This is a genomic window from Sphingomonas sp. P3_C5 (assembly GCF_056402635.1).
Genome location: NZ_JBFUHA010000001.1, coordinates 1,187,288 through 1,212,993, shown reverse-complemented (window position 1 = coordinate 1,212,993; position 25,706 = coordinate 1,187,288). Strand labels below are relative to the sequence as shown.

Annotated in this window: 22 protein-coding genes; 9 read left to right on the top strand and 13 right to left on the bottom strand. The window is 62.9% G+C overall.

Annotated features, from left to right (window positions below; translation table 11 throughout):
- Positions 1 to 36: 36 nt before the first annotated feature.
- Together AC1DVS_RS05800 and AC1DVS_RS05795 are read left to right on the top strand one after the other, a co-directional pair.
- Positions 37 to 693 (top strand): hypothetical protein, encoded by a 657-nt coding sequence (locus AC1DVS_RS05800; protein WP_478021051.1) that lies wholly within the window; start codon positions 37 to 39, stop codon positions 691 to 693.
- Between the two features lie 375 nt (positions 694 to 1,068).
- Positions 1,069 to 1,695: an SOS response-associated peptidase family protein gene (locus AC1DVS_RS05795; RefSeq protein WP_478021049.1), complete on the top strand. Its 627-nt coding sequence runs from the start codon at positions 1,069 to 1,071 to the stop codon at positions 1,693 to 1,695.
- Here AC1DVS_RS05795 and AC1DVS_RS05790 read toward each other — a convergent pair.
- Positions 1,674 to 2,048, bottom strand: a complete 375-nt coding sequence (locus tag AC1DVS_RS05790; protein ID WP_478021047.1) for a hypothetical protein — start codon at positions 2,046 to 2,048, stop codon at positions 1,674 to 1,676. The two genes, AC1DVS_RS05795 and AC1DVS_RS05790, sit on opposite strands and share 22 nt — an antisense overlap.
- Positions 2,015 to 2,344 (bottom strand): hypothetical protein, encoded by a 330-nt coding sequence (locus AC1DVS_RS05785; protein WP_478021045.1) that lies wholly within the window; start codon positions 2,342 to 2,344, stop codon positions 2,015 to 2,017. Before AC1DVS_RS05785 ends, AC1DVS_RS05790 begins: the two co-directional genes overlap by 34 nt.
- A gap of 185 nt (positions 2,345 to 2,529) precedes the next feature.
- Between AC1DVS_RS05785 and AC1DVS_RS05780 the strand changes: the two genes are divergently transcribed.
- Positions 2,530 to 2,790 carry a hypothetical protein gene (locus AC1DVS_RS05780; RefSeq protein WP_478021043.1) on the top strand — a complete coding sequence of 87 codons (261 nt, stop codon included), beginning with the start codon at positions 2,530 to 2,532 and terminating at the stop codon, positions 2,788 to 2,790.
- A 112-nt stretch (positions 2,791 to 2,902) separates the two neighbouring features.
- Here AC1DVS_RS05780 and AC1DVS_RS05775 read toward each other — a convergent pair whose 3' ends face one another.
- Complete coding sequence (locus tag AC1DVS_RS05775) at positions 2,903 to 3,703, bottom strand: DUF7946 domain-containing protein (RefSeq protein ID WP_478021041.1); 801 nt, start codon at positions 3,701 to 3,703, stop codon at positions 2,903 to 2,905.
- A gap of 114 nt (positions 3,704 to 3,817) precedes the next feature.
- On the opposite strand from AC1DVS_RS05775, the gene AC1DVS_RS05770 reads away from it, so the two are divergent.
- Positions 3,818 to 4,537: a trypsin-like peptidase domain-containing protein gene (locus AC1DVS_RS05770; RefSeq protein ID WP_478021039.1), complete on the top strand. Its 720-nt coding sequence runs from the start codon at positions 3,818 to 3,820 to the stop codon at positions 4,535 to 4,537.
- A 55-nt stretch (positions 4,538 to 4,592) separates the two neighbouring features.
- On the opposite strand, the gene AC1DVS_RS05765 is transcribed toward AC1DVS_RS05770, so the two are convergent.
- The gene (locus tag AC1DVS_RS05765) at positions 4,593 to 5,384 is read right to left on the bottom strand and encodes a BglII/BstYI family type II restriction endonuclease (RefSeq protein WP_478021037.1); all 792 of its coding nucleotides are present in this window, start codon (positions 5,382 to 5,384) and stop codon (positions 4,593 to 4,595) included.
- Between the two features lie 89 nt (positions 5,385 to 5,473).
- Here AC1DVS_RS05765 and AC1DVS_RS05760 point away from each other — a divergent pair, with 89 nt between their 5' ends.
- Positions 5,474 to 6,085: a BglII/BstYI family type II restriction endonuclease gene (locus AC1DVS_RS05760; RefSeq protein ID WP_478021035.1), complete on the top strand. Its 612-nt coding sequence runs from the start codon at positions 5,474 to 5,476 to the stop codon at positions 6,083 to 6,085.
- A 2-nt stretch (positions 6,086 to 6,087) separates the two neighbouring features.
- Here AC1DVS_RS05760 and AC1DVS_RS05755 read toward each other — a convergent pair whose 3' ends face one another.
- Both AC1DVS_RS05755 and AC1DVS_RS05750 read right to left on the bottom strand, forming a co-directional pair.
- Positions 6,088 to 7,725: a DNA cytosine methyltransferase gene (locus tag AC1DVS_RS05755; RefSeq protein WP_478021033.1), complete on the bottom strand. Its 1,638-nt coding sequence runs from the start codon at positions 7,723 to 7,725 to the stop codon at positions 6,088 to 6,090.
- 190 nt (positions 7,726 to 7,915) lie between these two features.
- Entirely contained in the window at positions 7,916 to 8,182 is a 267-nt protein-coding gene (locus AC1DVS_RS05750; protein ID WP_478021031.1) for a type II toxin-antitoxin system prevent-host-death family antitoxin, read from the bottom strand.
- A gap of 317 nt (positions 8,183 to 8,499) precedes the next feature.
- Between AC1DVS_RS05750 and AC1DVS_RS05745 the strand changes: the two genes are divergently transcribed.
- The 4 genes from AC1DVS_RS05745 (at position 8,500) to AC1DVS_RS05730 (ending at position 16,876) form a co-directional block, all read left to right on the top strand.
- Positions 8,500 to 9,045, top strand: coding sequence for a helix-turn-helix domain-containing protein (locus AC1DVS_RS05745; RefSeq protein WP_478021029.1), 546 nt, complete (start codon positions 8,500 to 8,502; stop codon positions 9,043 to 9,045).
- A complete protein-coding gene (locus AC1DVS_RS05740; protein ID WP_478021027.1) occupies positions 9,038 to 10,579 on the top strand; it encodes a terminase in 1,542 nt (513 codons plus the stop codon). The genes AC1DVS_RS05745 and AC1DVS_RS05740 overlap by 8 nt, the downstream gene beginning before the upstream one ends.
- Positions 10,580 to 10,818: 239 nt before the next feature.
- Positions 10,819 to 12,168 (top strand): glycoside hydrolase family 27 protein, encoded by a 1,350-nt coding sequence (locus AC1DVS_RS05735; protein WP_478021025.1) that lies wholly within the window; start codon positions 10,819 to 10,821, stop codon positions 12,166 to 12,168.
- Positions 12,169 to 12,274: 106 nt separating this feature from the next.
- Complete coding sequence (locus AC1DVS_RS05730) at positions 12,275 to 16,876, top strand: NAD-glutamate dehydrogenase (RefSeq protein WP_478021023.1); 4,602 nt, start codon at positions 12,275 to 12,277, stop codon at positions 16,874 to 16,876.
- Positions 16,877 to 17,034: 158 nt separating this feature from the next.
- Here AC1DVS_RS05730 and AC1DVS_RS05725 read toward each other — a convergent pair whose 3' ends face one another.
- The 7 genes from AC1DVS_RS05725 to AC1DVS_RS05695 form a co-directional block, all read right to left on the bottom strand.
- On the bottom strand, positions 17,035 to 18,123 hold the full coding sequence (locus tag AC1DVS_RS05725) for a PepSY-associated TM helix domain-containing protein (RefSeq protein ID WP_478021021.1): 1,089 nt from the start codon (positions 18,121 to 18,123) through the stop codon (positions 17,035 to 17,037).
- 24 nt (positions 18,124 to 18,147) lie between these two features.
- The gene (locus AC1DVS_RS05720; RefSeq protein WP_478021019.1) at positions 18,148 to 18,831 is read right to left on the bottom strand and encodes a Fe2+-dependent dioxygenase; all 684 of its coding nucleotides are present in this window, start codon (positions 18,829 to 18,831) and stop codon (positions 18,148 to 18,150) included.
- On the bottom strand, positions 18,825 to 19,577 hold the full coding sequence (locus tag AC1DVS_RS05715) for a tetratricopeptide repeat protein (RefSeq protein WP_478021017.1): 753 nt from the start codon (positions 19,575 to 19,577) through the stop codon (positions 18,825 to 18,827). Before AC1DVS_RS05715 ends, AC1DVS_RS05720 begins: the two co-directional genes overlap by 7 nt.
- 5 nt (positions 19,578 to 19,582) lie before the next feature.
- The gene (locus AC1DVS_RS05710; protein WP_478021015.1) at positions 19,583 to 22,075 is read right to left on the bottom strand and encodes a TonB-dependent receptor; all 2,493 of its coding nucleotides are present in this window, start codon (positions 22,073 to 22,075) and stop codon (positions 19,583 to 19,585) included.
- A 685-nt stretch (positions 22,076 to 22,760) separates the two neighbouring features.
- Positions 22,761 to 23,024: a ribbon-helix-helix domain-containing protein gene (locus AC1DVS_RS05705; protein WP_478021013.1), complete on the bottom strand. Its 264-nt coding sequence runs from the start codon at positions 23,022 to 23,024 to the stop codon at positions 22,761 to 22,763.
- A complete protein-coding gene (cobT, locus tag AC1DVS_RS05700) occupies positions 23,021 to 24,850 on the bottom strand; it encodes a cobaltochelatase subunit CobT (RefSeq protein ID WP_478021011.1) in 1,830 nt (609 codons plus the stop codon). Before cobT ends, AC1DVS_RS05705 begins: the two co-directional genes overlap by 4 nt.
- A complete protein-coding gene (locus tag AC1DVS_RS05695) occupies positions 24,847 to 25,704 on the bottom strand; it encodes a hypothetical protein (protein ID WP_478021009.1) in 858 nt (285 codons plus the stop codon). The genes cobT and AC1DVS_RS05695 overlap by 4 nt, the downstream gene beginning before the upstream one ends.
- Positions 25,705 to 25,706: the final 2 nt, after the last annotated feature.

The following is a 25,706-nucleotide window of genomic DNA, read 5'->3' as shown; positions in this document are numbered from 1 at the left end:
ATGGCGCGTGTCCAACGATCGCGCGAGAGGGGTTTCATGAAGGGCATCGCAGAGAGGATTGCCGGCGTGGCGATGGGAGCAGCCCTGCTCGCTTCGTGCGCCACCCCCACCTCCAACCACGCGCCAGGCAACAGCGCGGCGCCTGCTGCAAGCCTCGCGGGGCTGCGCCTGGAAGTGCCCTGTGCGAATCCGAAGTTCAACCAGGACACTGAATGCCACTGGGACCAGAGCCTGCTGCAGACCGCCGATCCTCAATGGAAACTCAAGCGCGAGATCGTGCGGACTTTTGGCGGCAAGCCCGGGACGACCTACCAGGTAACCCTGCATGTGCGCGGCGTGGTCGAGCCCAAGAACTTCACGGGGGGCATTGTTCAGTTCGAGCACTTCCAGACAGGTGGCACGCCGGTCAAGAACGACTATAATTTCTACAGCCTGCACGTCTCGGACCCCGAAGCGACGTACACCTTCAATCGCAACGAGGAGAAGGTGGGTCACTACATTTTTCCCATCGACTATCGCGTGACGATTCCGATTCGCGGCGGCGCGACGGTGACGATGGGCGCGTACGACTCCAATGACGTGGCGATCGCCAACCACAAACATTTCGTGGTGCCCGGCGTGCCGCCGGCACCTGCGCCTTTCGACGGGCAGTTCTTCCAGCTCGATGTGGAGTCGGTGAAGGCCGCCCGCTAGGGCGGAGCAGGTTAACAGTGCAGAGGCACTCGCACCCGCCAGGCGAGCAAGTGCTTTAGGGACACTTGGTGAACTGCCCTTTCTTCGGCCCAGACGCGAAATGGCACTTGCCATTCTTATCTTTGGTAACGCCGCCGGAAGCGGCCGCAGCTGGTGGGCATTTTATGAACCGCTTTGTCTTCGGGTCTTTGCATTGCGTGGCGGCGGTCACCGGGGCGGCGACGAGCGAAGCGGCTGCGAGGGCGAGCGACAAGCGAAGCATGGCAGTTCCTCTCTGTTACGAAGGTCCACAATGACCTGACCGACACTTAATTCAAGCAGGATTTGGGGTGTGTCGGCCTTGCGCGCTTCTTCGTGTGACGGCACATTCCTGGCATGTGCAACCTCTACAACCTCAAGGTCTCGCGTGCCGAATATCTGGACTATTTCAAAGCCAGTGACGATTTCCGCAACGAGCTGACCGTCGAGAAGGACTACGCCGCGCCCGGTAAGCCTGGCTATGTCATCCGCGAGCAGGATGGCATCCGCGTGTTGAGCACGATGAAATGGGGCTTCCCCACGCGCAAGGAGCGCAAGCGCCCCGCGCGCGAGGGCGAGATGCCTTATCTATATGACTGGTGGACCAACTGCCGGAACCTCGGCAACAATATGTGGAAGCCTTGGCTACTGAAGCCGGAGCATCGCTGCCTCGTCCCCTTCTCCCGCTTCGCCGAGCCCAAGGCGGCGGCTGACCGGAGCGGCCAGGGTGATCTCAACTGGTGGTTCACGGTCGGGGACCAGCCGGAGCCATGCTTTGCCGGCGTGTGGAAGGTCGATCAGGATCATGACCGGGTTTATGCCTTCTGCACCACCGAGCCGAACCCGCTCGTCGCGCCGAAGCATCCCAAGGCAATGCCGGTGATCCTGTTGAGGGAGGACCATGATCGCTGGCTTAACGGCTCCATGGCGGACGTGCTGGAATTACAGGCCGGGTATCCGTCTCAGTTGATGACAGTTGTCTGAGGCTGGCCAACACGAGAACCAAGCGCAGTCCTGAGCCAACTGACGCCGGCTTTCTCCTGCACGACGCGAAACTCCCTCGCCCAGGTCTCGGTTCTTTTTGCAATGCGCTCCGACCAGATGCGGAAATCGCGCGGTGTCTTGAGATGCGAGTCATTGTCCAGAATCGCGGCGAGGCCCATCGTGAACAGATCGACGACGTCGTCAGCGGTCGCCTCGCCTCCCGGCGCACCGTCCGCCAGCGAATCGAACAGCGCCGGCAACAGCGCATCGAGGATTTCCATCTTGTATTCGCTCGATACTTTCATCTCGTCACTCCTCGTCATGACCGAAAGCGATTGACCGCCCGCTTCCATTCCCCCTCGTTCGGGAAGGGCAGCCCATGATCGTCGGCCTTGTCCTCGACCAGCTCGATCCTTGCCCGCTTGATCCGCTTGCCCACCCGTGCCCCGCATTGGCGGCACCAGAAACGCTGCGGCGCGCTGCGCAAATCGTCGTCCCAATGTCTCTTCCGAAACAGCTCCCAGAGCTGGTGCGGATCGAACACCGAACTGTGACCGCACGCGCCGCACGTTACCTTCAGCTGATAATGCCAGGCGGCCGCTTCGAAGATATGCGTCGCGACCTTGAGGCCATTTTTGTAGCGCACCACGCCGCTTCATCCCGGCAAAATGATCGTCACTTCAGTGCCCCGCTTTTTTCGTCAGGCCTCCGTTACCGCCGAATCGGTTGAATGGAACAATACAAGAACATAGATAGCCTGTCCAATCCCCTATGGCATTGCGATGTTGGAATTTTATCGCTTCCCTAAGCCGAACCCCGATTCGGAGAAGCGATGTGCGGCAAGTCAACGAAGCTGAGCTGGTCTGGAACGTGAAGTTCGCCCTGCGAGCCGTGTCGGCAGGGTATCGCAATGATTTCAAGTCAGCGGAGCAGGCGGTGCGGGACCGCGCGGAGCATGGCATCGCGGCGCGGATCGTAGCGCAGCTTCGCCGCTATGAAATCCTGAGCGATACCGAAGTGCCCGAAGGCTCCGACCTGTTTTCGCGGGCGGCGTTCGGGCGTTCAGATCAGACGATGCTTGGGAATGGGGAGTGAGGGTGGCAGTGACCGTGCGGCTAGGGCGGTTTAAAATTTAGGGGTAATCGCACCCGTCACCGTTATCCCGTTATCCTTGCCTTGCGTTATCCCTTGTTTCGCGGTCCTTTGTTCAAGCCTTAGAACAGTCGTCGAGTATAATTCTCTTGGTTTCACCGGTTGCCGATTCAATCCTTCTGCCCGAAAATATAAGCTCCTTATCCGATGCTACGTTAGCTCCGTGAAGGGACCAAGTGAGCCACCCCTTATTTTTTTCGTCGAACCCGTCGGCTTTCCGAACAGGAATGATCTTCTTTAGAGATTTTATATATGCTCGTCCGTTGCCTGTCTGCGTATTGAAGCGGGTCATATTTCCTCTAAACTCCTGAGAGTTCGGATTTTCTTCACGCGTGTGGACCCAAGCACTAGTCTCCTTATCAAACAGGAGCAATGTTGAACGCGGGCGCTCTAGTGAAACGACAACCTCTTGATTGTCGATAGAGCGATGCGCCTGTTGTAAGCTTCCCTCGAGCTTCTCGCCTAGCTCGTCGAAGAAAGGTTCGTCATCGATCAACCTTTGCTGGACGTATGACGTCTGAGCCGCGGCGTCCAAGTCCCCCGTTGCCCTAGCAAGCGCAACTCTCGTGAAGTCATAGAACGCTTCGGCATTGAGCGGACCAGTTTTTGGTTTTCGGTGCAGCTTTGCAACTATATCGAATAGTATACTTCCTCGACGAGGCGATCCGAAGGAAAGGGTCCCACCTTTGAGGGCGGTCGCCCTCATCACAGTTTCGTCATTGAGGTAAGCGTGCGTTACCAGTTGCAGCGCTCGCGCAAACCCATGGAAGGACGCAGACCCGTCATAGAGATCTAGGCCATCCTTATCGACCTCTTCCCCTTTGAACCTCAGTTTGAACGCGAATTGCTGCTCCAAGATGGCCCCCGATCCTTTGAATTTGAAATGCTCTCTCGAATATCGATAAAGGTCAATCACAGATGCATTCAGTACGGGTGATTCCTAATTCCCTCCTTTGAGCGAGAACTTACCATGATACTGGCGTCCAGTTCCCATCTATTTACGTGCTTTTGCATAAAATCTGAAGGCGGTATCGGCACCGCGTTTGCATACAAGTCTGGGGATAGAACGCATTTCCTCACAGCCCAGCACGTGCTCGGAGGCTCAGTTGCTGGCGGTTATGTCTTTTTCAAAACTCCCAGGGATTGGGAACGATTTGAGCTTACTGGCACCACCTCTCACCCGGACGGTTACGATGCGGCGACATTTGGCGTCGCCGGAATCCAAGTTGCCGTTGACCACCAATTTTCCCATCCTGACGATCCGAAATTGGCGCTCGGACAGGAGGTGAAGTTCACCGGTTTCCCGCATGGCCTCGAGAACACGGCAGCTAGCCCCACAGGTTACAGCACACCTCTCGTAAGGACCGCATTTTTCAGCGGCGTAATTACGGAACCTGCGAACGGGCGTTCTATGTTGATATTGGATGGCCTAAATAATCCCGGATATTCAGGGGGACCCATTTGGGCGCCCGGCACCGACAGCGCTAACCCTTCATTGCTAGGACTCATCTCCGGCTACAGGATAGAAGAGCGAGGTAAGAGCTTGGTTTACGAGCAGGTGCCCGGTGACATAGAACGTCCTATCAATGGAATGTTCGTAAAGCCGAACAGCGGGATGATCCACGCCATTGCCTACGCTGATCTCAAAGAATTAATAGCCACATCAAACGATGCGAACTACCCCAAATGACATTTGAATATGAACTAAGGGGCCATCACAGAAACAAGCTAGCAGGAACTCTCAGCTAGTCCTGCCCTTCTGCCGCTTGCACCTCGTGCAACGCCGCTTTTCCTTCATCAAAGGTGACTATTGAGTCAGGCAACCCAATGAGGAGTAAAGGACACGGGTTTCCGACACCGCGATGAATTCGGTCCTCGAGCTTTCGCCAGTGGGTAGTTGCTTCACCAAATTTGTCAGAAACAAACTTGTCGATAAACGCGTCGTGAAAGCCAACAGGGTTCTTCGCGCGATTCATCCGCATCGCGATCGCAGCTCGCTGTCGGGAGGTCGGTTCGTAGCCCCACTCCCTTAGCCCGTCGAGATTTTCGATTTTGCGTTCTTCGAGGAAGCGTCGCACCATCGAACGCATATTTTCGTGGAGCGAGCGGCCCCTGGTCACAATCACTCCGACAGAAATTGCCCCATCGGCATGAAGCCGTTTGTAATTCTCTAAGTCCCGATCGTAGAAGGGATCTTTGTTATTCCACTCTATCTCAAGCGCGACCCGTTCTCCGCTGGGGAATTCACGGACGTGGTCGACTTCATGTGACTGGCTTTCTCGCGGCACACCATTGATGCGCTTCTCAACCACGAAGGTAGTTTTGAGCCATTTCAAATCCGCCAACGCCCTCCGTAGCCGCTGAGTGCCCTTCGCCTCTCCGCCTCCGCCAGCAATGATCTCCTCGATAGGGATTGTTGTGGCCGCGAGGGCCATTTCCAGCTCTCCGATGGCCTCGGGGAAATCCACGCTCAAGATCGCTTGTGCGTGCGACTGAAATTCAACCTGGAAATCGCGCTTTAGAAGTTCTTCGAACATCTCACCCCTATCTGAGCTCGACCTATCGTCAGTGGCAATGTCCGTCAAATCCGATACCTAGGGGAACGACGCTGCAGACGGGGGCTTGTTTGAAGATCGCGCAAATCTATTCACACCTCAATGGTTTGGAATTTCTGGAGGCACGCCGGCCCGTCCTTTGGACGGAGATAAAGGACGTGATCGCCGGGGTTGATGCTGCAAAATGCCGTACAAAGATATCGAAGGAGGCGCGCACGCGAGACAAAGTCCTCTATGCGCCCAAATTGCTCAACAAGGCCTTTGAGGCTGGCTTCCACCCGCGCGGCTGGACAGCTGTCACGACCCCCTACTGGGTGTGTTCAAGCGCCGCAGTGAATCGGCGGATTGTTGAAATGGCGCCAACAGATCAGAAAGCTGAGATCGAGGCTGCTGGGCTTAAAGCTATACCCTCCAAGAACCAGACCGACTTCGTAAAGGACCGGGTCGCTGTTGAGGTCCAGTTCGGTAAATACGCCTTTATCGCTTACGATCTCTTCGTGAAGCATATGGCGTTCTATATCGCAGGCCGCATAGACGTTGGCATCGAAGTTATACCAATGAAGAACCTCCAGAATGACATGTCATCCGGTCCAGGATATTACGAAGGTGAGCTCTTCAATCTCGTCCGGGAGGGCCGCGGCGTGCCACCCGTCCCGCTTGTTCTGATCGGCGTGGAGCCGTGAGGTCAGGCGGCCGCTTTCCGCTCACTATGCCAATCCAAGGTATTGAACCATTCCGACACGACAAGGCCGCCTAAGATTGGCAACGCATATTTCTCCAGCTTGCTGCGGCCAATCAGCCTGCGTTCGCCGCTTGATCCGCTCGCGACAGCCAGCACATAGGCTTTGACCCTCGGCACGTCATCTTCATCCAAGCTATCGGACAAGCGGGTTTGGAATTCCTCTGCCAGCGAACCAAGACAGTCGACTACTTCATAAGGGCCCGTGCCCTCCTGCTTATGAGACCAAGCTTGTTGCAAGGAAGAGGGATTTGTCCTGCCCAGCAGTGCTGAGGCTTTAGCGAGTTCCCCTCTCATAGAGTCTATAGCGGTCGCTAAGACCGGATTGCGCTTCAAGTCGCGGATGATATCGCCTTCGAGTTCGACCTCACGCACGTCTTGGGACGAACCAAAAAAGAAGCGGACCCGCCATTCCTGATCAAGAGAGCCCGTGCTGTTGGTCAGCTCGAATCGCATGCCGCTCTTGAATCGTAGACCAGGCAGCGCCGCCCGGAAGCTCCTCGTCGCAGGATAGGTCCTGCCTTCGCGGTCAGGTAACGTGACCGGGGCTGTTGCCTCTGGCAAGGAAAGGCGTGCCCCTGCACCCGCGAACCCTTTGAAATCTTCGGCTGAGTGCCCTTGAGCCGCCATTGCGAGCAGATAAGGGAAAGTTGGCGGGATGGCGTTACCGATCATCTTTGCCTTTTCAGCAAAAGACCGCGCATAGAACTGATAGGTTATCGGAAAGCCTTGGATACAGGCCCGCTCACGGATTGTAAGCCGCCGAAAAGACTCGGGGGCGTTTGGATCGGCAATGACGATGCTTTCGCGTGAAACCCGGGTACAAGTGGCGGTAACTGTTCGAGAGGGCTGAATCAGAGAATCTGGGAACGCCATATTGTTATAGACCGGATGAAATTCCTTCGCCTCACGGTTCATCCTGAGTTCTTCAGGGTTGAGTGCCGGCTCAACCTCCATCTCGGTGAGTTTGGCGGCATCTAGCTCAACGCCCCAAACTGGATCTTTCACTGTACCGGCCTTCGACAACGCCGTGAGGACATCGCCCAACGTTCGCTTGGGAAGGTGGGGCTGATAAGCGCGGACAAGCTCAAGCGAAATGTTGGTCGCAATGCAGCGGCGGCGCGCCTGTGGCGTTCCATAATCCGAAAAATCAATGACTTCGATTGTGGGCATGAGCCGACGGAAGCGATAGAGAACATGATTGGGATCAGCAAACCCAGCCCGGAGAACCTCGGCCACCCGGGGGACATTTTCCATCGCCCAGAATCGCGGTTTGACCCGCTCAACAACCTCGAAGAAGCGGACGAGATCTTTCAATCCTTCGACGATATCACCACTTCCGCCGCGGTTTGCGTAAGAGAATTCGGTGCAAGGCGGACTCCCAACGACGATATCAATTTTGTCTGGAAGCTTATTTAGGTCGAGCTCGCGAATGTTAGTGGGCTCGAACACGCTACCGTGATTACCTGCGTGGGTCGCTATTGCTGGCTTCCACCACTCATAGGACGCCACAACCTCGACACCAGCGAGACGCAGTCCCAGGCTCCATCCACCAATTCCGGCGTAGAGGTCGATAGCCCGCATATAATCCCATCCCTTGCCTGAGCGCGAGAACATTCCGAGATCAAAGCATACCGATTATCGTCGGTAAGACAAGATCCAAGATTGCCATCTGAGATTTTTTTTACGCTGGCCTTTGGCCCTGCCTGGAATGCCGCGGCCTCGCGGTGAGCCCGCCTGAAGGCCAACAACACATGGGTATCGAGAAGATATATTAATCGAGATCAAAGTCGAAGGGGCGCGCCAGTTCACGCGATCGGGCGAATTCGACATCGAAATCATATTCGGAGCCGCCGGATTGGGCGAGCGCTGCAGCGACGCTTTTTCCCATGCCTGCGAGACGATTATATTCAGCCATCGTCAGCAGCACATAGGCGGGTTGGCCATGATCGGTGATGAACACCGGTCCACGGTCAGCCCGCCGCTTGGCGCCGGGTGTATCCTGGTCGAACTCGCGACTTGTGATGGTCGTTATTCCCATTGTTCGCTCCCTTCGCAGATGTTTATCTACTTAGGTCGGGGAGGACGATCGCTAAATCTGGCAGCCCTGCCCGGCCTGGCCTCGAAATCCCGAATTGCGCCGTCGCTGGCCATGAGCGGCCTGTCGCTTTTGCGTTGATCCAAACCTGGTCCGGATCAGACGGAATTCCGGTGACAGTCCACGTACATTACAGTTAAAGTACTGAGTTATAACAATAATATGCCACATCCTCATCGCCAAAACTGCCAGCACCCCCCTGACATTCCCAACATCGCACCTTGATTCAACCCTAAGCCCACCGCCGCTATTCCGGCGCCATGATTTACGAACCCGAATATGCCGAACAGGCCAGCCGCCTCTGCCAGCTTGGCGCCACCGACGAAGAGCTCGCCGAGCATTTCAAGGTGTGCGTCCGCACCATATATCGCTGGCGCAACACCCATGAGGAGTTCGCCCTCGCCGTCGTCGCCGGCAAGGAGCACGCAGACGCCCGCGTCGAACGCGCGCTCTATTCCCGCGCCGTCGGCTGCAGCGTCGAGCGCGTGAAGATCTTCAAGCACGCCGCAGATCCCGATCCCGTCTACGCGCCCTATCGGCTCCATCTCCCGCCCGATGCCAACGCCGCCCTGCAATGGCTCCGCGCCCGCCATCCCAGGAAATGGCGGAATACCGAGGAGGAGAAGGAAGATACGGGCCTCGTCGCGATGATCGAGCGGGCGCTCGCGCGCGCCGATGATGGTCCGCCCCATTTGTCCGTTCTGCGTGGCGGCAAGCCTCCGGGCGGCACCCCCCGGCCCGTCGCCGCGCCGGTCCCCGCCCCGGTTTACGTCAAGGCGCATCTGCGATCGTCGCGCCATGGGTGAGGCCACCGCCCACCAGCGCCTGGTCGATCGCATCATGAAACACCAGCACGATCCCCTTGGCTATGCCCGGCTCGCCTTCCCCTGGGGCGAAGGCGTGCTGCGCCACGTCTCCGGCCCGCGCGCCTGGCAACAGGAGGTGATGGCGGCGATCGGCACGCATCTCGGCAATCCCGAAACGCGCTTCACGCCGTGCCGGATCGCGCGCGCATCCGGCCACGGGATCGGGAAATCGGCGCTGATCGCGATGCTGGTCAAATGGGGGCTCGATACGGAGATGGACACCCGCATCGTGATCACCGCCAATACCGAGAGCCAGTTGCTGACCAAGACGGCGCCCGAGATCGCGAAATGGCATGGGATGTCGGCGACGAAGCAGTGGTTTCGCGCGACGGCGACTGCGCTCGTCTCCACCGCGGCGGGGCATGAGCGGGGGTGGCGGGCGGATCTCGTCACCTGGGGCATTTCCAATACCGAGGCTTTTGCCGGGCTGCATAATCAGGGGAAGCGGATCATCCTGGTGTTCGACGAGGCATCGGGGATCGCGGACAAGGTCTGGGAGGTGGCGCTGGGGGCGCTGACCGATGAGGAGACCGAGATCATCTTCCTCGCCTTCGGCAATCCGACGCTCAATACGGGCGCGTTTCGGGAGTGTTTCGGGAAGCACCGCGCTCTGTGGAATGCGGCGCAGATCGACAGCCGGACGGTGGAGGGGACCAACAAGGCGTATCTGGACGAGCTGGTCGCGACGTACGGCGAGGACAGCGATGTGGTGCGGGTGCGGGTGCGGGGGCAGTTCCCCTCGAGCAGCTCGCGCCAGTTCATTGGCTCTGCCGAGATCGATGCGGCGCGGGTGCGGGAGGCCTGGCCGCTGATCAGCGACCCGATCATCTTCGGGCTGGATTGCGCACGGTTCGGCAATGACCATTCGACGCTGGCGATCCGCCATGGGCGCGATGCGCGGTCCCGGCCGTGGAAACGGTGGCACAAGATGGATGCGATGACTTTGGCGGGCGATGTGGCGTTGCAGGCGCAGCTGCACTGCCCCGATGCGATCTTCGTCGATGCGGGGAATATCGGGGCGGCGGTGATCGACCGGCTGCGGCAGCTGGGCGTGCCGAACGTGCATGAAGTGTGGTTCGGCGGGGCCGGGCGCGAGGCGATCTGGGCGGGCGAGATGCGGGTGAAGACCGCCAACAAAAGGTCCGAGATGTGGACGAATATGCGGGGGTGGCTTGGGGGCGGGGCCATTCCCGACGACGAGGCGCTGGCGGCCGATCTGGCGGGGGTGGAATATGGCTATGCGGCGGACCAGGTTTCGATATTGCTGGAGAAGAAGGAGCATATGAAGGCGCGCGGACTCGCCTCGCCGGATGATGCGGATGCGCTGGCTTTGACCTTTGCCGAGGCGGTGATGCCGCGGGCGGTGGAGGCTTATGTGCATCCCTCACGGGTGGAGCCGGTGCGGCGGCCGGTCGAGGAGAGTGATGATGACTGGTACCGGCAGATATTGGAGGAGCATCGTCGGGGGGATTGAGGGGGCGCTTTTCCCTCTCCCCTTGTGGGAGAGGGAGGGAGGAGCGCAGCGACGGAAGGGTGAGGGGGAGTGAGGTTCGGCAGCACTAATCCAATAAGAGTCCCCCTCACCCTTCCCAAGCTTCGCTTGGGCCCCTTCCCTCTCCCACAAGGGGAGAGGGAGAAAGAAGGCCTCGCCCCTTCCCGCTCTCCCTCTTCTCGCGTATCGGGGGAATAACTCAGAGTTAAAAAGGGACGGACATGGCGGGAGCGGGGACAAGTCGGCGGGGCGTGTTGGTAGGCGCGGGGCTGATCGGGCTTGCGGCCGGGGCGCCTGCGCTCGGCAAGCGCAAGGCCGCGCCGTTGCTGGCGCCGCGGCCGCCGATGGGGTGGAACAGCTGGAATTCCTTCGCGACCACCATCAACGAGGCTCAGGCTCTGGAGGTCGCCAGCATTCAGGCCGCGAAGCTGCTGCCGGCGGGCTATGATGTCTTCACGATCGACATCCAATGGTATGAGGACAAGGCGACGGGCTATGCCTATAGCGAGGCGCCCGAGCCGAGCATGGATGGTTTCGGGCGGCTGATCCCCGGGCCGAACCGCTTTCCGTCGAGTGCCGGGGGCAAGGGGTTTCGGCCGATCGCAGACAAGGTCCATGCGATGGGGCTGAAGTTCGGCGTGCATCTGATGCGCGGCATCCCGCGCGCGGCGGTGGCGCGGAATTTGCCGATTCTGGGCACGTCGCTGCACGCGAAGGATATCGCGAACACAGCGAGCACCTGCCCGTGGAACCCGGATATGTACGGCGTCGACATGACGAAGCCGGGGGCGCAGGCCTATTTCGACAGCGTGTTCGCGCTGTTCGCGAGCTGGGGCGTCGATTTCGTCAAGATGGACGATATGAGCCGGCCTTATGACGCGCATCTGCCCGAGATCGAGGCGGCGCACCATGCCATCCAGCATAGCGGGCGGCCGATGATCCTGAGCCTGTCGCCGGGCGAGACGCCGGTCGCGCGGGGGCCGCATGTGCGCGAGTTTGCGCAGATGTGGCGGATCAGCGACGATTTCTGGGACGAGTGGCGATTGCTCAAGGAGCAGTTCGTGCGGCTGGAGAACTGGAACCAGTATCGCCGGCCGGGCGCCTGGCCTGATGCGGACATGCTGCCGCTCGGCCGCCTGGCGCTCGACAGCCGTGACACGAAGTTCACGGCGGACGAGCAGCGGACGTTGATGACCTTGTGGAGCATCGCGCGGGCGCCGCTGATCATGGGGGGCGATCTGCGCAAACTCGATGCGGCGACGCTGGCGCTGCTGACCAACCGCGAGGTGATCGCGGTGGACCAGCACAGCCGCGACAACCAGCCGCATTTCCTGCAGGACGACACGCCGGTGTGGACCGCGCGGGCGGAAAGCGGCGGCGGGTGTTATCTTGCGGTGTTCAATACCGCGGACAAGGGCTCGCGGACCTTGCGCTTCCCGCTGGCGCGGCTTGGGTTGCGGTCGGCCGGGGTGCGGGACCTTTGGGAAGGGCGTGACCTGGGGCGCGTCACGGGCGAGGTGGTGGCGACTGTGCCGCCGCACGGGGCTGTGCTGTACGGGTTGAGCGCTTAAGTTAAGTTTCCCCGGCGCGACTGGGAATTACCGTAGCGCGTAATTTTCTGTCGCAACGCGTGCCACAAGGCTTGAGGTCGCCCATCGGCGGGCGCATAGGGCTGGCATGGCTAAAACGACGTTGAAATCGCTGTCGGACGCGCTTGCCGGCCGGCTCACCAAGGGCGCTCTTCCAGGGGAATTGCAGGGCTTCGGCAAGAAGGAGCGGCAGGAAGCCGCCACTTTCGTCGCCGCCACCGCCGAGACGCGGCCGCCCGGCACCGCGGTGCTTTCGCTCGAGCCGGTCTCGGGGACTGAGCCCCGCCGGCTGATGCGGCTGGCGATCGTCAATGACGATATGCCCTTCCTGGTTGATTCAATCGCAGCGACAATTGGTGCACAAGGCGTGGTGATCGATCGGATCATCCACCCGGTCGTTTGCGTCACCCGCGATTCGAACGGCGCGCTGACCGCGGTGGCCGATCAGGGCGTGCCCGAATCGATGATCTATATCGAGATGGAACGCGCCGATGCCCGCGAGCGCAAGGAGCTGGTCGCGGCGCTCGAGCGCAACCTGACGGATGTACGATCGGCGGTTGGAGACTGGCAGGCGCTGCAGGATGTGATGGCCGCCGATGCCGCGTCGCTTGGGGACAGCGAAGGCGCGGCGTTGCTGCGCTGGTTCCTCGATCGCAACTTCACCCTGCTCGGCCATGAGACGTGGCGCGGCGGGAAGAGCGAGGCGCCGCTTGGCATTGCGCGGCATCATCATGCCGTGCCGATCCTCGCCGAGGCGTCGCGTTCGCTTGCGGTGCAGTGGTTCGAGAAGGGCGGCGAGGCCCCTCTCCTGCTCAAGTCGAACCAGATTTCGGGCGTTCACCGGCATGTGCCGCTCGATCTTGCCCTGGTGCCGGTGCGCGAGGGGAAGAAGATCGTCGGGCTGTCGATCCATGCCGGGCTGTGGACAAGCGCCGCGCTCAGCACGCCGCCCGAGGATGTGCCGGTGCTGCGCGCGCGGCTGGCGGCGCTCGAGGCGAAGTTCGGGTTCAACCCGTCGAGCCATGCCGGCAAGGCGCTGACCCATGCGCTGACGGCACTGCCGCACGACCTCGTCACTGCGTTCGCGTCCGAAGCGCTCGAAGAGGTCGCGCTGACCGCGATGTCGCTGGCTGACCGGCCGCGGCCCAAGCTGGTGCTGGTGCGCTCGATCCTGGGGCGGCATCTGTTCGCGTTCGTGTGGCTGCCGCGCGACGATCTGTCGACCGCGCGGCGGATCGCGATCGGCGACATGCTCGCCGAGGCGGCGAATGGCAGCCTGCTCAACTGGTCGATCGCGATGGAGGACGGGATAGTCGCCCAGATCCGCTACACGATCGATGTGCGGGGCGAGGGTGTGGTGCCCGATACTGCTGCGCTCGATGCGCGGATCGCGCGGATGGTGCGCGGCTGGGTGCCGGCTGTGGAAGCGGCGCTGGCCGAGGCGGTCGAGCCGGCGCGGGCGACACGGCTTGCGCTGCGCCATGCGGCGACGTTCCCGCAAGGGTATCGCACCGGCAACACCGCCGAAGAGGCGGCGCGCGACATCCTCAGGCTGAGCCGGCTGGAGACGCCGGCGGATCGATCGGTGCGGCTGTACCGCGACGCGAGCGGGGCGGCTCGGCTGAAGATCTACCGGCTGGGCGGCGCGCTGGCGCTCTCCGATGCGGTGCCGGTGCTGGAGAATTTCGGCTTCCGCGTGATTGAGGAAGTGCCGACCGCGCTTGCCGCTGAGGACAAGGGCTTTGTCCACGAGTTCCTGGTCGAGAGCAGCGTGTCTGTGGCGGGCGATACGGTCGTGCTCGAGGACGCGATCGCGGCGGTGCTCGAGGGCCATGCCGAGAATGACGCGTTCAACCGGCTGATCGTCGATGCGGGCATGGCGCCAGCCTCAGTGGTGCTGTTCCGCGCCTGGTTCCGCTATCTGCGCCAGGCCGGGCTGCCCTATTCGCTGGTCACCGTGGTCGATGCGCTGCGCCGTGCGCCGAAAGTTGCGGCGGCGCTGATCGGGCGGTTTGCGATTGCGCATGATCCGGCGCGGAAAGCCAAGCCGGGCGCGGTCGAGGCAGCGGATGCGGCGATCGATGCCGGGCTCGATGCGGTCGAGGCCATCGATGACGATCGTATCCTGCGCGCGCTGCGCAATGTGATTGCGGCGACGCTCAGGACGAATGCCTTTGCGCCTGCTGGCGCGGCGGCGCTGGCGTTCAAGCTCGACAGCCATATGATCCCGGGGCTGCCGGCGCCGGTGCCATGGCGCGAGATCTGGGTGTATTCGCCGCGGATCGAGGGCATCCATCTGCGCGCGGGTCCGGTCGCACGCGGCGGCCTGCGCTGGTCCGACCGCCGCGACGATTTCCGCACCGAGATCCTCGGGCTGATGAAGGCGCAGCGCGTCAAGAACGCGGTGATCGTGCCGACCGGCGCCAAGGGCGGATTCTACCCCAAGCAGCTGCCGCCGGTCTCGAACCGCGATGCGTGGCTGGCGGAAGGCACCGAGAGCTACCGGGTCTTCATCCGCGCTTTGCTGTCGATCACCGACAATATCGTCGAGGGTGCGGTGGTGCATCCGGCCGGCGTCGTCGTGCATGACGGCGACGATCCCTATTTCGTCGTCGCCGCCGACAAGGGCACCGCGACCTTCTCCGACGTCGCCAATGCGATTGCGCTCGAGAACCGTTTCTGGCTCGGCGACGCCTTCGCCAGCGGCGGGTCGGTCGGGTACGACCACAAGGCGATGGCGATCACCGCGCGCGGCGCCTGGGTTTCGGTCCAGCGCCATTTCGCCGAGCGCGGGATTGATGTGCAGAGCCAGCCGATCCGCGTGGTCGGCTGCGGCGACATGTCGGGCGATGTGTTCGGCAACGGCATGCTCTTGTCGAAGACGCTGAAGATCGTGGCGGCGTTCGACCATCGCCACATCTTCCTCGATCCCGATCCCGATCCGGCGAAGAGCTGGGAGGAGCGCGCCCGCATGTTCGCGCTGCCGCGGTCGAGCTGGGCGGATTACAACCCGTCGCTGATCTCGAAGGGCGGCGGCGTCTATCCGCGCACCGACAAGACGATCAAGCTTTCGAAGCAGATCCGCGCAGCGCTCGGCATCGAGGCGGATGCACTCGACCCCGGCGCGCTGATCTCGGCGATCCTCAAGGCGCCGGTCGATCTCGTCTGGTTCGGCGGCATCGGCACTTATGTGAAGGCTGCGGCCGAGAATAATATCCAGGTCGGCGATCCGGCCAATGACCGGTTGCGCGTCAATGCCGAGGATATCCGCGCCACCGCGATCGGCGAAGGCGCCAATCTTGGCGTGACTCAGGCGGGGCGCATCGCTTTCTCGATGCGCGGCGGGCGGATCAACACTGACTTCATCGACAATTCGGCCGGGGTCGATTGCTCGGATAACGAGGTCAACATCAAGATCGCGCTCAACCGCGAGATGATCGAGGGCCGGCTGGCCTATGAGAAGCGCAACGCCTTCCTTGCGAGCATGACGGACGATGTCGCGCATCTCGTGCTCGAGGATAACCGGCTCCAGACGCTCGGCCTGTCGATCATGGAGAAGGACGGTGCCGATGCGGTGCCGAGCTATGTCCGGCTGATCGAGATATTCGAGGCAGCGGGCAATCTCGATCGTGCCGTCGAGGGCCTCGCCTCGAACGACGATCTGCTGCGACGGGCGCAGGAGGGGAGTGGCCTTACCCGTCCCGAGCTCGCGGTGCTGCTGGCAACAGCCAAGCTCGCGCTGCAGGCGGCGATCGAACAGGCCGGGCTCGGGCTCGATCCGGATCTGGCGCCGGATCTGCGGGCCGCCTTCCCGCCGGCGATGCGCAAGAAATTCGCCGCGGCGATCGACCAGCATCGGCTGCGCGGCGAGATCGTCGCGACCAAGCTCGCCAACCGGATCATCAACCGGATGGGCGTGCTTCACCCGTTCGAGCTCGCCGAGGAGGAAGGCGCTGCGATGACCGACATCGCGGCGATGTTCGTCGTGGTCGAGCGGCTGTTCGACCTGCCTGCGCTCTGGGCCGAGATCGAGACGGCGCCGATGCCGGAGGCGGCGCGGATCGCGCTGTTCGATGAGGTGGCGGTTGCCGCGCGGTCGCAGATCGCTGATCTGTTGCGTGTCACCCGGTCCGGTTCCGGACCCGGTGCCGCGCTCGGTCGGCTGGCGCGGGGAGTCACCCAGCTCGACAAGCAGACCAAGGCGCTGCTGCTCGACGAAGCGAGCGCGCAGAGTGCGCGGATCGCCGCGTCGCTGGAGATGGCTGGCGCGCCGAAGAAGCTGGTGCAGAAGGTGGTGCGGCTGTTCGAGCTGGATGGTGCGATCGGCTTGGCCGATCTTGGTGCGCGGCTGGGGCTGGACGAGACGGTGCTGACGCGGGCGTTCACGCATCTCGGCCAGGCGCTCGGGCTCGACTGGGCTCAGGCGAACGCAGCGCGGATCGTGTCGAGCGATCCGTGGGAGCGGTTGCTGATCGCCGGCCTTGCGCGTGATTTCCAGCAGCTTCGGCTTGAGTTTCTCGGCCGGGGCGGTGGCGATCCGCAGCGGCAGGTCGAGGAGTGGCTTGCGGCCAATGCGAGTCGGGTGGCGCAGTTCAAGGCTGTGGTGGACCGGGCGCGGTTGGCTCCGGCGCCGAATGCCGCGATGCTGGCGCAGATTGCCGGGCAGGCGCGGGTGTTGTTGGGGCGGTGACCCTTTAAATCCTCCCCCGCGCAGCGGGGGAGGGGGACCGCCCGCCTTCTTCAGGCGGGTGGTGGAGGGGCTTGGAGCGCGGTGACGTGGCCTCGCTCCAAGCCCCTCCACCATTCGCTGAAGAAGCGCATGGTCCCCCTCCCCGTTCCGGGGAGGATCTAAGTGCGGCGCACCTTCAGCTCTTTCTTCCAGCGCCGGGCGCGCCACCACATTATGATGCCAGTTATAGCCAGAATCGCGGGCAATATCCCGGCCAGGACGAGGATAGTCTGCCACAGCAGGCCCATCCGCGTGCCGTCATGGATGCGGCGCATCAGCCGGGCGGTGTCCTCGGGCATGATCCGCCCGGCCTTTGCCTTGCCGGTCATGTCGTCGACCGTGACGGAGGGCTGGGGATTGCCGGCGAGGGCGATCTTCCATTCGGGCTTGAGGTCGGTGGGGAAAGTGATCTGGCGCACATCACCCGGGACCGTCGCCTGAGCGCTGGCGATCGCCGTATCGAGCGATAGCCGGGTCACGGCGAGTGGCTTGGCGCGGGCCATTGCCGCCCGGTCCATCCCCATGCCACGTTGCGGTGCCGCGCCGGTGAGGCTTCCGAAGAATTGCGGGAAGGAAATCCAGGCGCCGGACAGCGACAGGACGAACAGCGGCAGGGCGACCCAGAAGCCCATCAGGTGATGGAGGTTGGTGTCGAGATTCCTGTGCCGCCGCCAGCGTAAGCCCCGCACCCATTTGCCGACCGTCGGCCACCACAACCACAGCCCGGTGAAGCAGGAGACCATCATCGCGACGCCGATCCAGCCGACGATCGCCCTGCCCACCCCCGGCAGCATCAGGCTGCCATGAATCATGTGGAAGACGCGCAGTACGCCCGTGCGATTATTGGCGACATCGAGCACCCGCGCAGTCGGCGGATCGAGATAGACCATCGTGCGGGGCGGTCCGCTGATCGACTTGCCGGGGCTGCTTGCGGTGACGACCACCGGGCCGGTGCCGTCAGGCAGCGCCATGGAGACTATCGAGTCCGTCGGCTTCAGCGACCCGCGCGCTGCCGCGAGATAAAGATCGGGATCGATCAGCGTGCCGCCGCTCACCGCATAACGCTGCGGGTTGAGGCTGTGGTCGAGCGCTTCGTCCCAGACCAGGGCCGCACCAGTCAGCGAGATCGGGATGATCAGGATCGCGAGGATCAGGCCGATCCATTTGTGCACCTGGAACCACGCGCGCCGCAGCGCCAGCTTGCTCATAGTCTTCCTCGGTTACGCATCAGGTCAGGCATCCGCCCAGCGGCGGAGCAGATTGTGATAGACACCCGTCAGTTGCACGACCGCTGCATCGCCCTGCCCCCGATCACCCGCGACCGACTGCACCGCGGAATCGAGATCGAACAATATGCGCCGCGCGCCATCGTCGCGGACCATCGACTGGATCCAGAAGAAGGAGGCAATACGTATTCCGCGCGTGACTTGGCTTACGCGGTGGAGGCTCGAGGCGGGATACAGGATCATGTGCCCGGCCGGCAGCTTCACTGCCTGCTCGCCGAACTGACCCTCGATGATGAGCTCGCCACCGTCATAGCTTTCGGGATCGGCGAGGAAGAGCGTGGCCGACAGGTCGCTCCGGATCCGGAAATCGCTGCCACGCCGGATGCGGATCGCATTGTCGACATGGGTATCGAACCCCTGCCCCTCGCCATAGCGGTTGAACAGAGGCGGGAAGACCTTGAGCGGCAGCGCGGCAGCGACGAACAGAGGCGAGGCGGCGAGCGCATCGAGGATGATACTTCCCGCGCGCTGCGCCGCGTCCGACCCTTCGGGCAATTGCTCGTTGCGCTTGGCGAGTGCCGATTGCGAGCCCGAGGTGGCGTTGCCGTCGATCCAGTCCGCCGCGTCGATGAGCTTGCGTATTTCGGCAAGCTGATCGGGCGAGAGGAGATCGGGGATCGCGATCAGCATTGCCCTGCTCCGATCCTCAATGCCTGCACGCCGCGCTTGCGGAAGGCGGGGATGTCAGCCGCTTCGAGCCAGGCGCTGGCCTTTTCGAGGAACGCCGGGGTCGCGGTGGCACCGGCGCGTTTCAGCCAGCCGATTGCCTCCTCGATCTTGCCGGCCGCGCCGAGCATCCGGGCGTGATTGAACGCGCCGCGGAAATCGCCGCCTTCGGCCGCGCGGGCATAGAGGCGGGCGGCCTTCGCCATATCGCGCGGTACGACCCAGCCATCCTCATGGAAGCTGCCGACAAAGTTGATCGCCTTGGCATTGCCGAGTTCTGCCGCCTTGCCGAGCCAGTCGAGCGCGGCCGGCTTGTCCTCAGCGACACCGTCGCCGAGCGCAAGCAGGGTTGCGTAATTATACATGCCCCAATCGAGCCCGCGCTCGGCGGCGATCCGGTAGCATTCAGCCGCTCGGCGCTTGTCCGGCGCTGTGCCCCAGCCGAGATCATAGCAGCGGCCGACCATGTTGATCGCCATCAGATGATGCTGCGCCGCCGCCCGGACGAACCAGCCGAGCGCTGCCGCCTCATCCTTGGCCACGCCGGTGCCGTCGAGCAGCATCTGGCCGAACACCGCCTGTGCCTCGGCGAGGCCGGCCTCGGCGCCGGCACGCACGAACGCAGCGCGCTCCTCCGGGGGGCCGGAGAGGCGCGCGGCGATCTCTGCCGGGGAAAGCGCGTTGAGCTCGTCGAGCCCCGGGGCCAGCATAAAGTTCAGAACTTCACCCCGAGCGTGCCGAACACCGTCCGGCCCGGTGCGATCGTTGCGTAATGCGAGGCATAGGCCTGGCTGTAGTAAACCTTGTTGGTCAGGTTCTGCGCGTTGACGCTGATCGAGATGTTGCTGGTCAGATCGTACCGCGCCTGCGCGTCGAAGCGCCAATAGCTGGGCACGCCGCGGGTCAGCACCGACGTGGCGGGGGTGACAGTGACGACGCCGGCGGTTGTCTGCACTGCCTGGCGATTGTCGCCATAGCCGCCGATCTGCCGATCCATATAATAAGCGCCGCCGCCGAACGAGAAGCGCTTGGTCACCTGATAGTTGGTCGAGAGGGTGAAGCTGTGCTTCGCTGTCTGTGGCACCTGCTTGCCGGTATTGACCGACGGCACGTAAACCACTTGCGCTGCCTGGCCGGCCACGGCGGGCGCCGTCAGTGCGGTGAAGCCGGCTTCGATGATCTTCGGATCGAGATAGGTATATCCGCCGAACACCATCCAGCCGGGCAGGATCGTGCCGTTCGCGGTAAGCTCGATACCACGGATGCGCGTCTTGCCGAAGAAGCCGACGGTATTGGCATCGACCTGGACACGGGCATTGGTGATATCCGTCTGGAACAGCGCCAGGCCGAGTGCGAGCTTCTTGTGGAAGAGATCGCCCTTGGCGCCGACTTCCCAGGACCTGGTCTTCTGCACCTTCAGCTGATCGAGGATCGCGAGGTTCACCGCCGTGTTGGTGGTCGGCAGGGCATTGTCCTCACGGCCCTCGCCGAGCAGGCTGTTGGGCGGCGTGGCTGCTGTCGCATAGCTGGCGTAGAGGCTGGTGTCCTTGGTGGGCTTGAAGACCAGGCCTGCCTGCCAGTTGAACAAACTATCGGTGCGCGAAAGCTGCGCTGCGGTGGAACCTGCCGCGAAGGGCAAGGTCACCGTCGATTTGAAGCGATCGTAGCGCGCGCCGAGATTGAGGATCAGCGATGGGAGGAGCGTGATCGAGTCGAAGCCGTAAAGGGCGATCGTGCTTGCATCGTTCTGCGTCTCGGTATTCGGCGCGCCCTTCATGATCGGCGTCTGAACCGTGGATGTGTCGCTGGCGTAATTGACCCAGGGATCGTTCGGGTTCGGGTTGAACAGGCTGGTGCAATAATAGCGCGCGATCGTTGCGGTATTGCAGCGCGGGCTGATGGTCGATCCGGTGGCGAGGACGAACGCGCCGCGGCGGGTCTTCTCCCAGGAGAACTCAGTGCCGACGGCGAAGCTGTGCTCGACCGAGCCGGTGTGGAAGATGCCGCTGAGATCGGTCTGGTCGATGATGCTTTCGGTATAGCCGTAGCGCGTATTGGCGCGCCGCCAGACCTGGCCGCCTGTCGTGACATTGGTGCCGGTGTTGACCGTGGTGGTGCCGAAGACACTGCCCGTGCTGTCGTCGGGCAACAGGAAGCTGTAAGCCTGATCGTCATGGCTGAAGCGCGCGGTGTTGCGCAGAGTCACTTTGCCGAAATCGTGCTCGACGCGGACGGTCGCCTGCTGGCTTTTGGTATCGCGGAAGTCGCGATCGACCAGGCCGTAAAAGGTCGAGCGCGCGACATAGCCCGTCTGCCCGCCCCTGGTGGTGATGTTGCCCTGCGCCGGGGTGGTGAAGACATTGCCGGCGGGCGCGTTGCAGACCGTCGCCGAGCAGACATAGAGATAGGGAATGCCGCTGTCCGGCAGCTCGTGACCCTCGAGATAATAATAGCTAGCGGTCAGCCGGGTCGAGGTGCCGAGCCCGATCGTCACGCTCGGTGCGAAGCCCCAGCGCTTCGCCCAGATCGCGTCGCGATCGACCACGTCCTGATCGTGCCACAGCCCCTCCAGGCGGAAGGCGACGGTGTCGCTGACCTTCAGATTGAGATCGCCGGTGATGCGCTTGTAATCGCCATTGCCATAGCTTGCGCTGGCCGAGCCGAACGTATCGAGCACCGGCGCTTTGGAGAGGATGTTGATCGTGCCGCCGGCGCTGCCGCGCCCGCCAAGGGTGGAATCCGAGCCGCGGACGATCTGCACCGAGTCGATCGCGAAGACCTCGCGGCTCTGCGAGCCGAGATCGCGCACGCCATCGACATAGATGCTGCCCTGGCTGTCGAAGCCGCGGATAAAGGGGCGGTCGCCGATCGGATTGCCGCCCTCGGCGGCACCGAAGGTGATGCCGGGGACGGTGCGCAGCGCATCCTGCAGGCTCGCCGAACCGGTCTGCTCGATGACGCTCTTGTCGAGGACGACGATGGATTTCGGTGTGTTGACGAGGGGCGCGACGTCCTTTGGGCCAGTGCGCTGCGCGTCCTTGATGCCGGTGACGATGATGTCGTTGCGGCTCTCGTCCAGATCGTTCGCGGGCGCTGGATCGGGACCGTCCTTGGCGAACGCCGGTGCCGTGGTGAACGCGCCGACACAGGACAGCGCCAGGAAGGCGGGTGTGACGGCGGCGCGACGGGCGGCATAGGCGGTACGCAAAACGGGTCCCCTTGTTCGATGGGAGCCGGCTATTGCGAGTCACTCGCATTGTCAACGTTATTGAGAGTGGTTCGCACTTTCAATTTGCAAATCGCGGTTTTGATGGCGTTGGTACGGTTCGGCGGGAGGCTATTTCCCTCTCGTCGCGAGGCGCGCGTATCTCATCCACGCAGCTCCAATCCTTCTCCCCTTGTGGGAGAAGGAGAGAGGAGGGAAGCGACGGAAGGATGAGGGGGAGTGAGGCTCGGGAGGGCGCAACCAGTGAGAGTCCCCCTCACCTTCCCTCCCCACAGAGGCCTACGTCCATGCTTGAGCCAGGAGCCGAATGACCGCTAGCGATCCGGTATCGCGGCATCGATATTCGTGTCATTGTCCCGGCTTAAGCAGCAGTCGGATTTTTATGACAACCGAACCTGAGCAGCAGCATAGTAAATCGACCGAATCTTTTGCTCCTGGTGATCTATACGAGGATTGCGCCTACCATCCCTGCCTCTGCGTGGGGGTAGTCGATAATGACGACGAGGAAGGCATCTGGGGAATATCTTTGATAGACGGCTCCTATCCTCGCAAGTGTAGCCTGTATCATTGTGGAGTGCGGAAACTCACCATTGATGAGGCGTGGGAAATCAAGCGCGCAACGCAAAAGATAACCCGTGAAGGGTTTTAAGTAGCGGGTCGGTTGCGCCTAAGAAGGGTGATCTCCACCCTTCGGAACATCGCTCAGCAGCCATGTCCGCAGCGCACTTGCCAGATTGGGCGGATCTTCGACTGTGATGCGCAGCGCGTCGATCTCCGCGATCAGCGCATTGAGCGGCAGTGCGCGCTCAGCAGCAGCAGCCTCGAGCACCTGCCAGAACAGCGGCTCGAGGCTGATCGAGGTCTGGTGCCCGGCGATCGTCACCGAGCGCTTCACCGGCCCCATGAACCCGCCCGGCGGCGGGGCGATCATTCCGTATCGAACAGCGCGGCGAGCTGTTCGATGATCGTGCCGCCGAGCTGATCGGCATCCATGATCGTCACCGCGCGACTGTAATAGCGGGTCACGTCATGGCCGATGCCGATCGCCGCCAGCTCGACCGGCGACTTGGTCTCGATCCAGCCGATCACCTGGCGGAGATGGCGTTCGAGATAGCTCCCGGAATTCACGCTGAGAGTCGAATCGTCGACCGGGGCGCCGTCCGAGATGACCATCAGGATCTTGCGTTCCTCGGGCCGGGCGATCAGCCGGGCATGGGCCCAGAGCAAAGCCTCGCCGTCGATATTCTCCTTGAGCAGCCCCTCGCGCATCATCAGGCCGAGCGAGGTGCGCGCGCGGCGCCATGGCTCGTCGGCCTTTTTATAGACGATGTGGCGGATGTCGTTGAGGCGCCCGGGCTGCGGCGGGCGGCCGGCGGCGAGCCAGGTCTCGCGGGCTTGGCCGCCCTTCCAGGCGCGGGTGGTGAAGCCGAGGATCTCGGTCTTCACACCGCAGCGTTCGAGCGTGCGGGCGAGGATGTCGGCACTGATCGCCGCGATCGAGATCGGGCGACCGCGCATCGAGCCGCTATTGTCGATCAGCAACGTGACGACGGTGTCGCGGAAATCGGTCTCGCGCTCGATCTTGTAGCTGAGCGACTGAGTCGGGTTGACGACGACGCGCGCCAGCCGCGCCGCATCGAGCAGCCCTTCTTCCTGGTCGAAATCCCAGCTGCGGTTCTGCTGCGCCATCAGGCGGCGCTGCAGCCGGTTGGCGAGCTTGGTCACCGCGCCCTGGAGATGGACGAGCTGCTGATCGAGATAGGAGCGCAGCCGGGCGAGCTCGTCGGCGTCGCACAGATCGGTCGCTGCGATCACCTCATCGAAGCGCGTGGTCCAGGCCTTGTATTCGAATTGCGGCGCGAAATCGGAGAAAGGACGGTTGGGGCGCACCGGGAGCATGCCCTCGTCGCCATCGTCGCCGGGCTCGCCGTCCATGTCCTCGAAATCGCCGTCGCTCTGCTCGGCGCCTTCGCCGTCCTGCGATTCGGCGTCGCGCTCGGAGCCGCGGGCTTCGATCTCGCCCTGGCCCTGCTCGCCGTCGCGCTCCCCTTCCTCGCCTTCCTCGGACTGTTGCTCGTCAGTGCCCTCGTCCTCAGAGCCGCCCTCATCGGCTTCGTCGGGGATCATGTCGCCCTCGATCAGTTCGAGGTCCTCGAGCAATTTGGTGGCGAGGCTGGCGAAAGCGCGCTGATCGTCGATCGCGAGGCCAAGCGCGTCGAGATCGCCGCCGGCTTTCTCCTCGATCCAGTCGCGGACCAGCGCGAGGCCCGGCGCTGCGAGCGCCGGCGCTTCGGCACCGGTCAGCCGCTCGCGAACCATCAGCGAGAGCGCGGTCGACAACGGCACCTCGTCGCGGTTGCGGGCGCGGGTGATCGGATCGGCACGCAGCTTGAGATCGAGCGCGGTGGCGAGATTGGAGGCGATCCCGGCATAGCCGCGCGCGCCCAGCGCCTCGACGCGCGCGCCCTCGACCGCGTCGAACACCGAGCGCGCCACTGCCTCGACCGGCGCGGTGCGGGCGTGCAATTTGCTGTCATGGTGGCGCAGGCGGAGGGCAAAGCCGTCAGCGAAACCGCGCGCTTCGGCGACCTGTTCGGCCGGAAGGGTCCGCGCCGGCATCGGCACCTTGATATGCTTGCCGCTCTGGGTCGGCGCGTCGGCGGTGAAGGCGAGCTCGATCTCGGGCTCGCGCGCGATTGCCCGCGCCGCGCCGCCGAGCACGGCCTTGAAGCGATCGAGGGGCGTTTCAGCGGTCATTGCCTAATATCCGGCAGTACGAAATATCCGGGGGCGAGGTCATGATCTATCCTGATCTTCGCGAAACGCGTCACCGGATCGAAGGACAGCACGGTCACGACCGCGCCCTCGATCACCGCATAAGCGGGGAGCTTGTTGATCGGGATGGTGTGCCGTGCGCCGGGCAGGACGCGCTGCATGCCGAACACATTGACCTCGACATCGAAGGAGATGCTGTCGGTTTCGCCCGCCGGCCCGGCGAAGCGCAGTTTGAGCTCGCTGCCGCCGCCGAGCATCATGCCGGTGATCAGGCCATATTTCGCGGGCGGGATTTCGAAGGGCGCGCGGTCCGCACCCTTGGCGCCGATCAGGATTGCGTGGTCGAACTTCTCGTCATGGTCGCTGTCATAGAGGCAATAGCGCGTAGCGGGCTGGGCCGGGCGCAGCGCGGCGATGACGCCCGAGGCGAGCGGGTTGGCCGGCGCCTTGCTGACGGGCGGCCCGGCCTCGCAAAACAGGACTGGGGGATTGCCGAGGACGCCCGGAACGCTCGCTGACTGGAGCGATGTTTCGCGGGTGAAAGTGCGCTTCTGGCCGGGGCGGTCGAACGCGATCGGCTCGATCAGCAAGGCAGTCTCGGGCCGGCCGAGAACGCTCTGTGCGACCACGTCGCCGGGCCGGACGAGCTGCTCGCCCTTGAGCGTCCTGCCCGGGAGCAATGTGTACGGTGCCGGGCCGATCTTGTAATCGGGCACCGGCGCAGCCTTGGGAGTCGGGCCGGCGGCGGTGAGCAGCGTAACCAGGACAAGCGCCACCCCGCGCCGCGCCGCGTCGCCCATGCGGCCGTCCGGGATCGCCGCCGGCGATGCCCGCATGG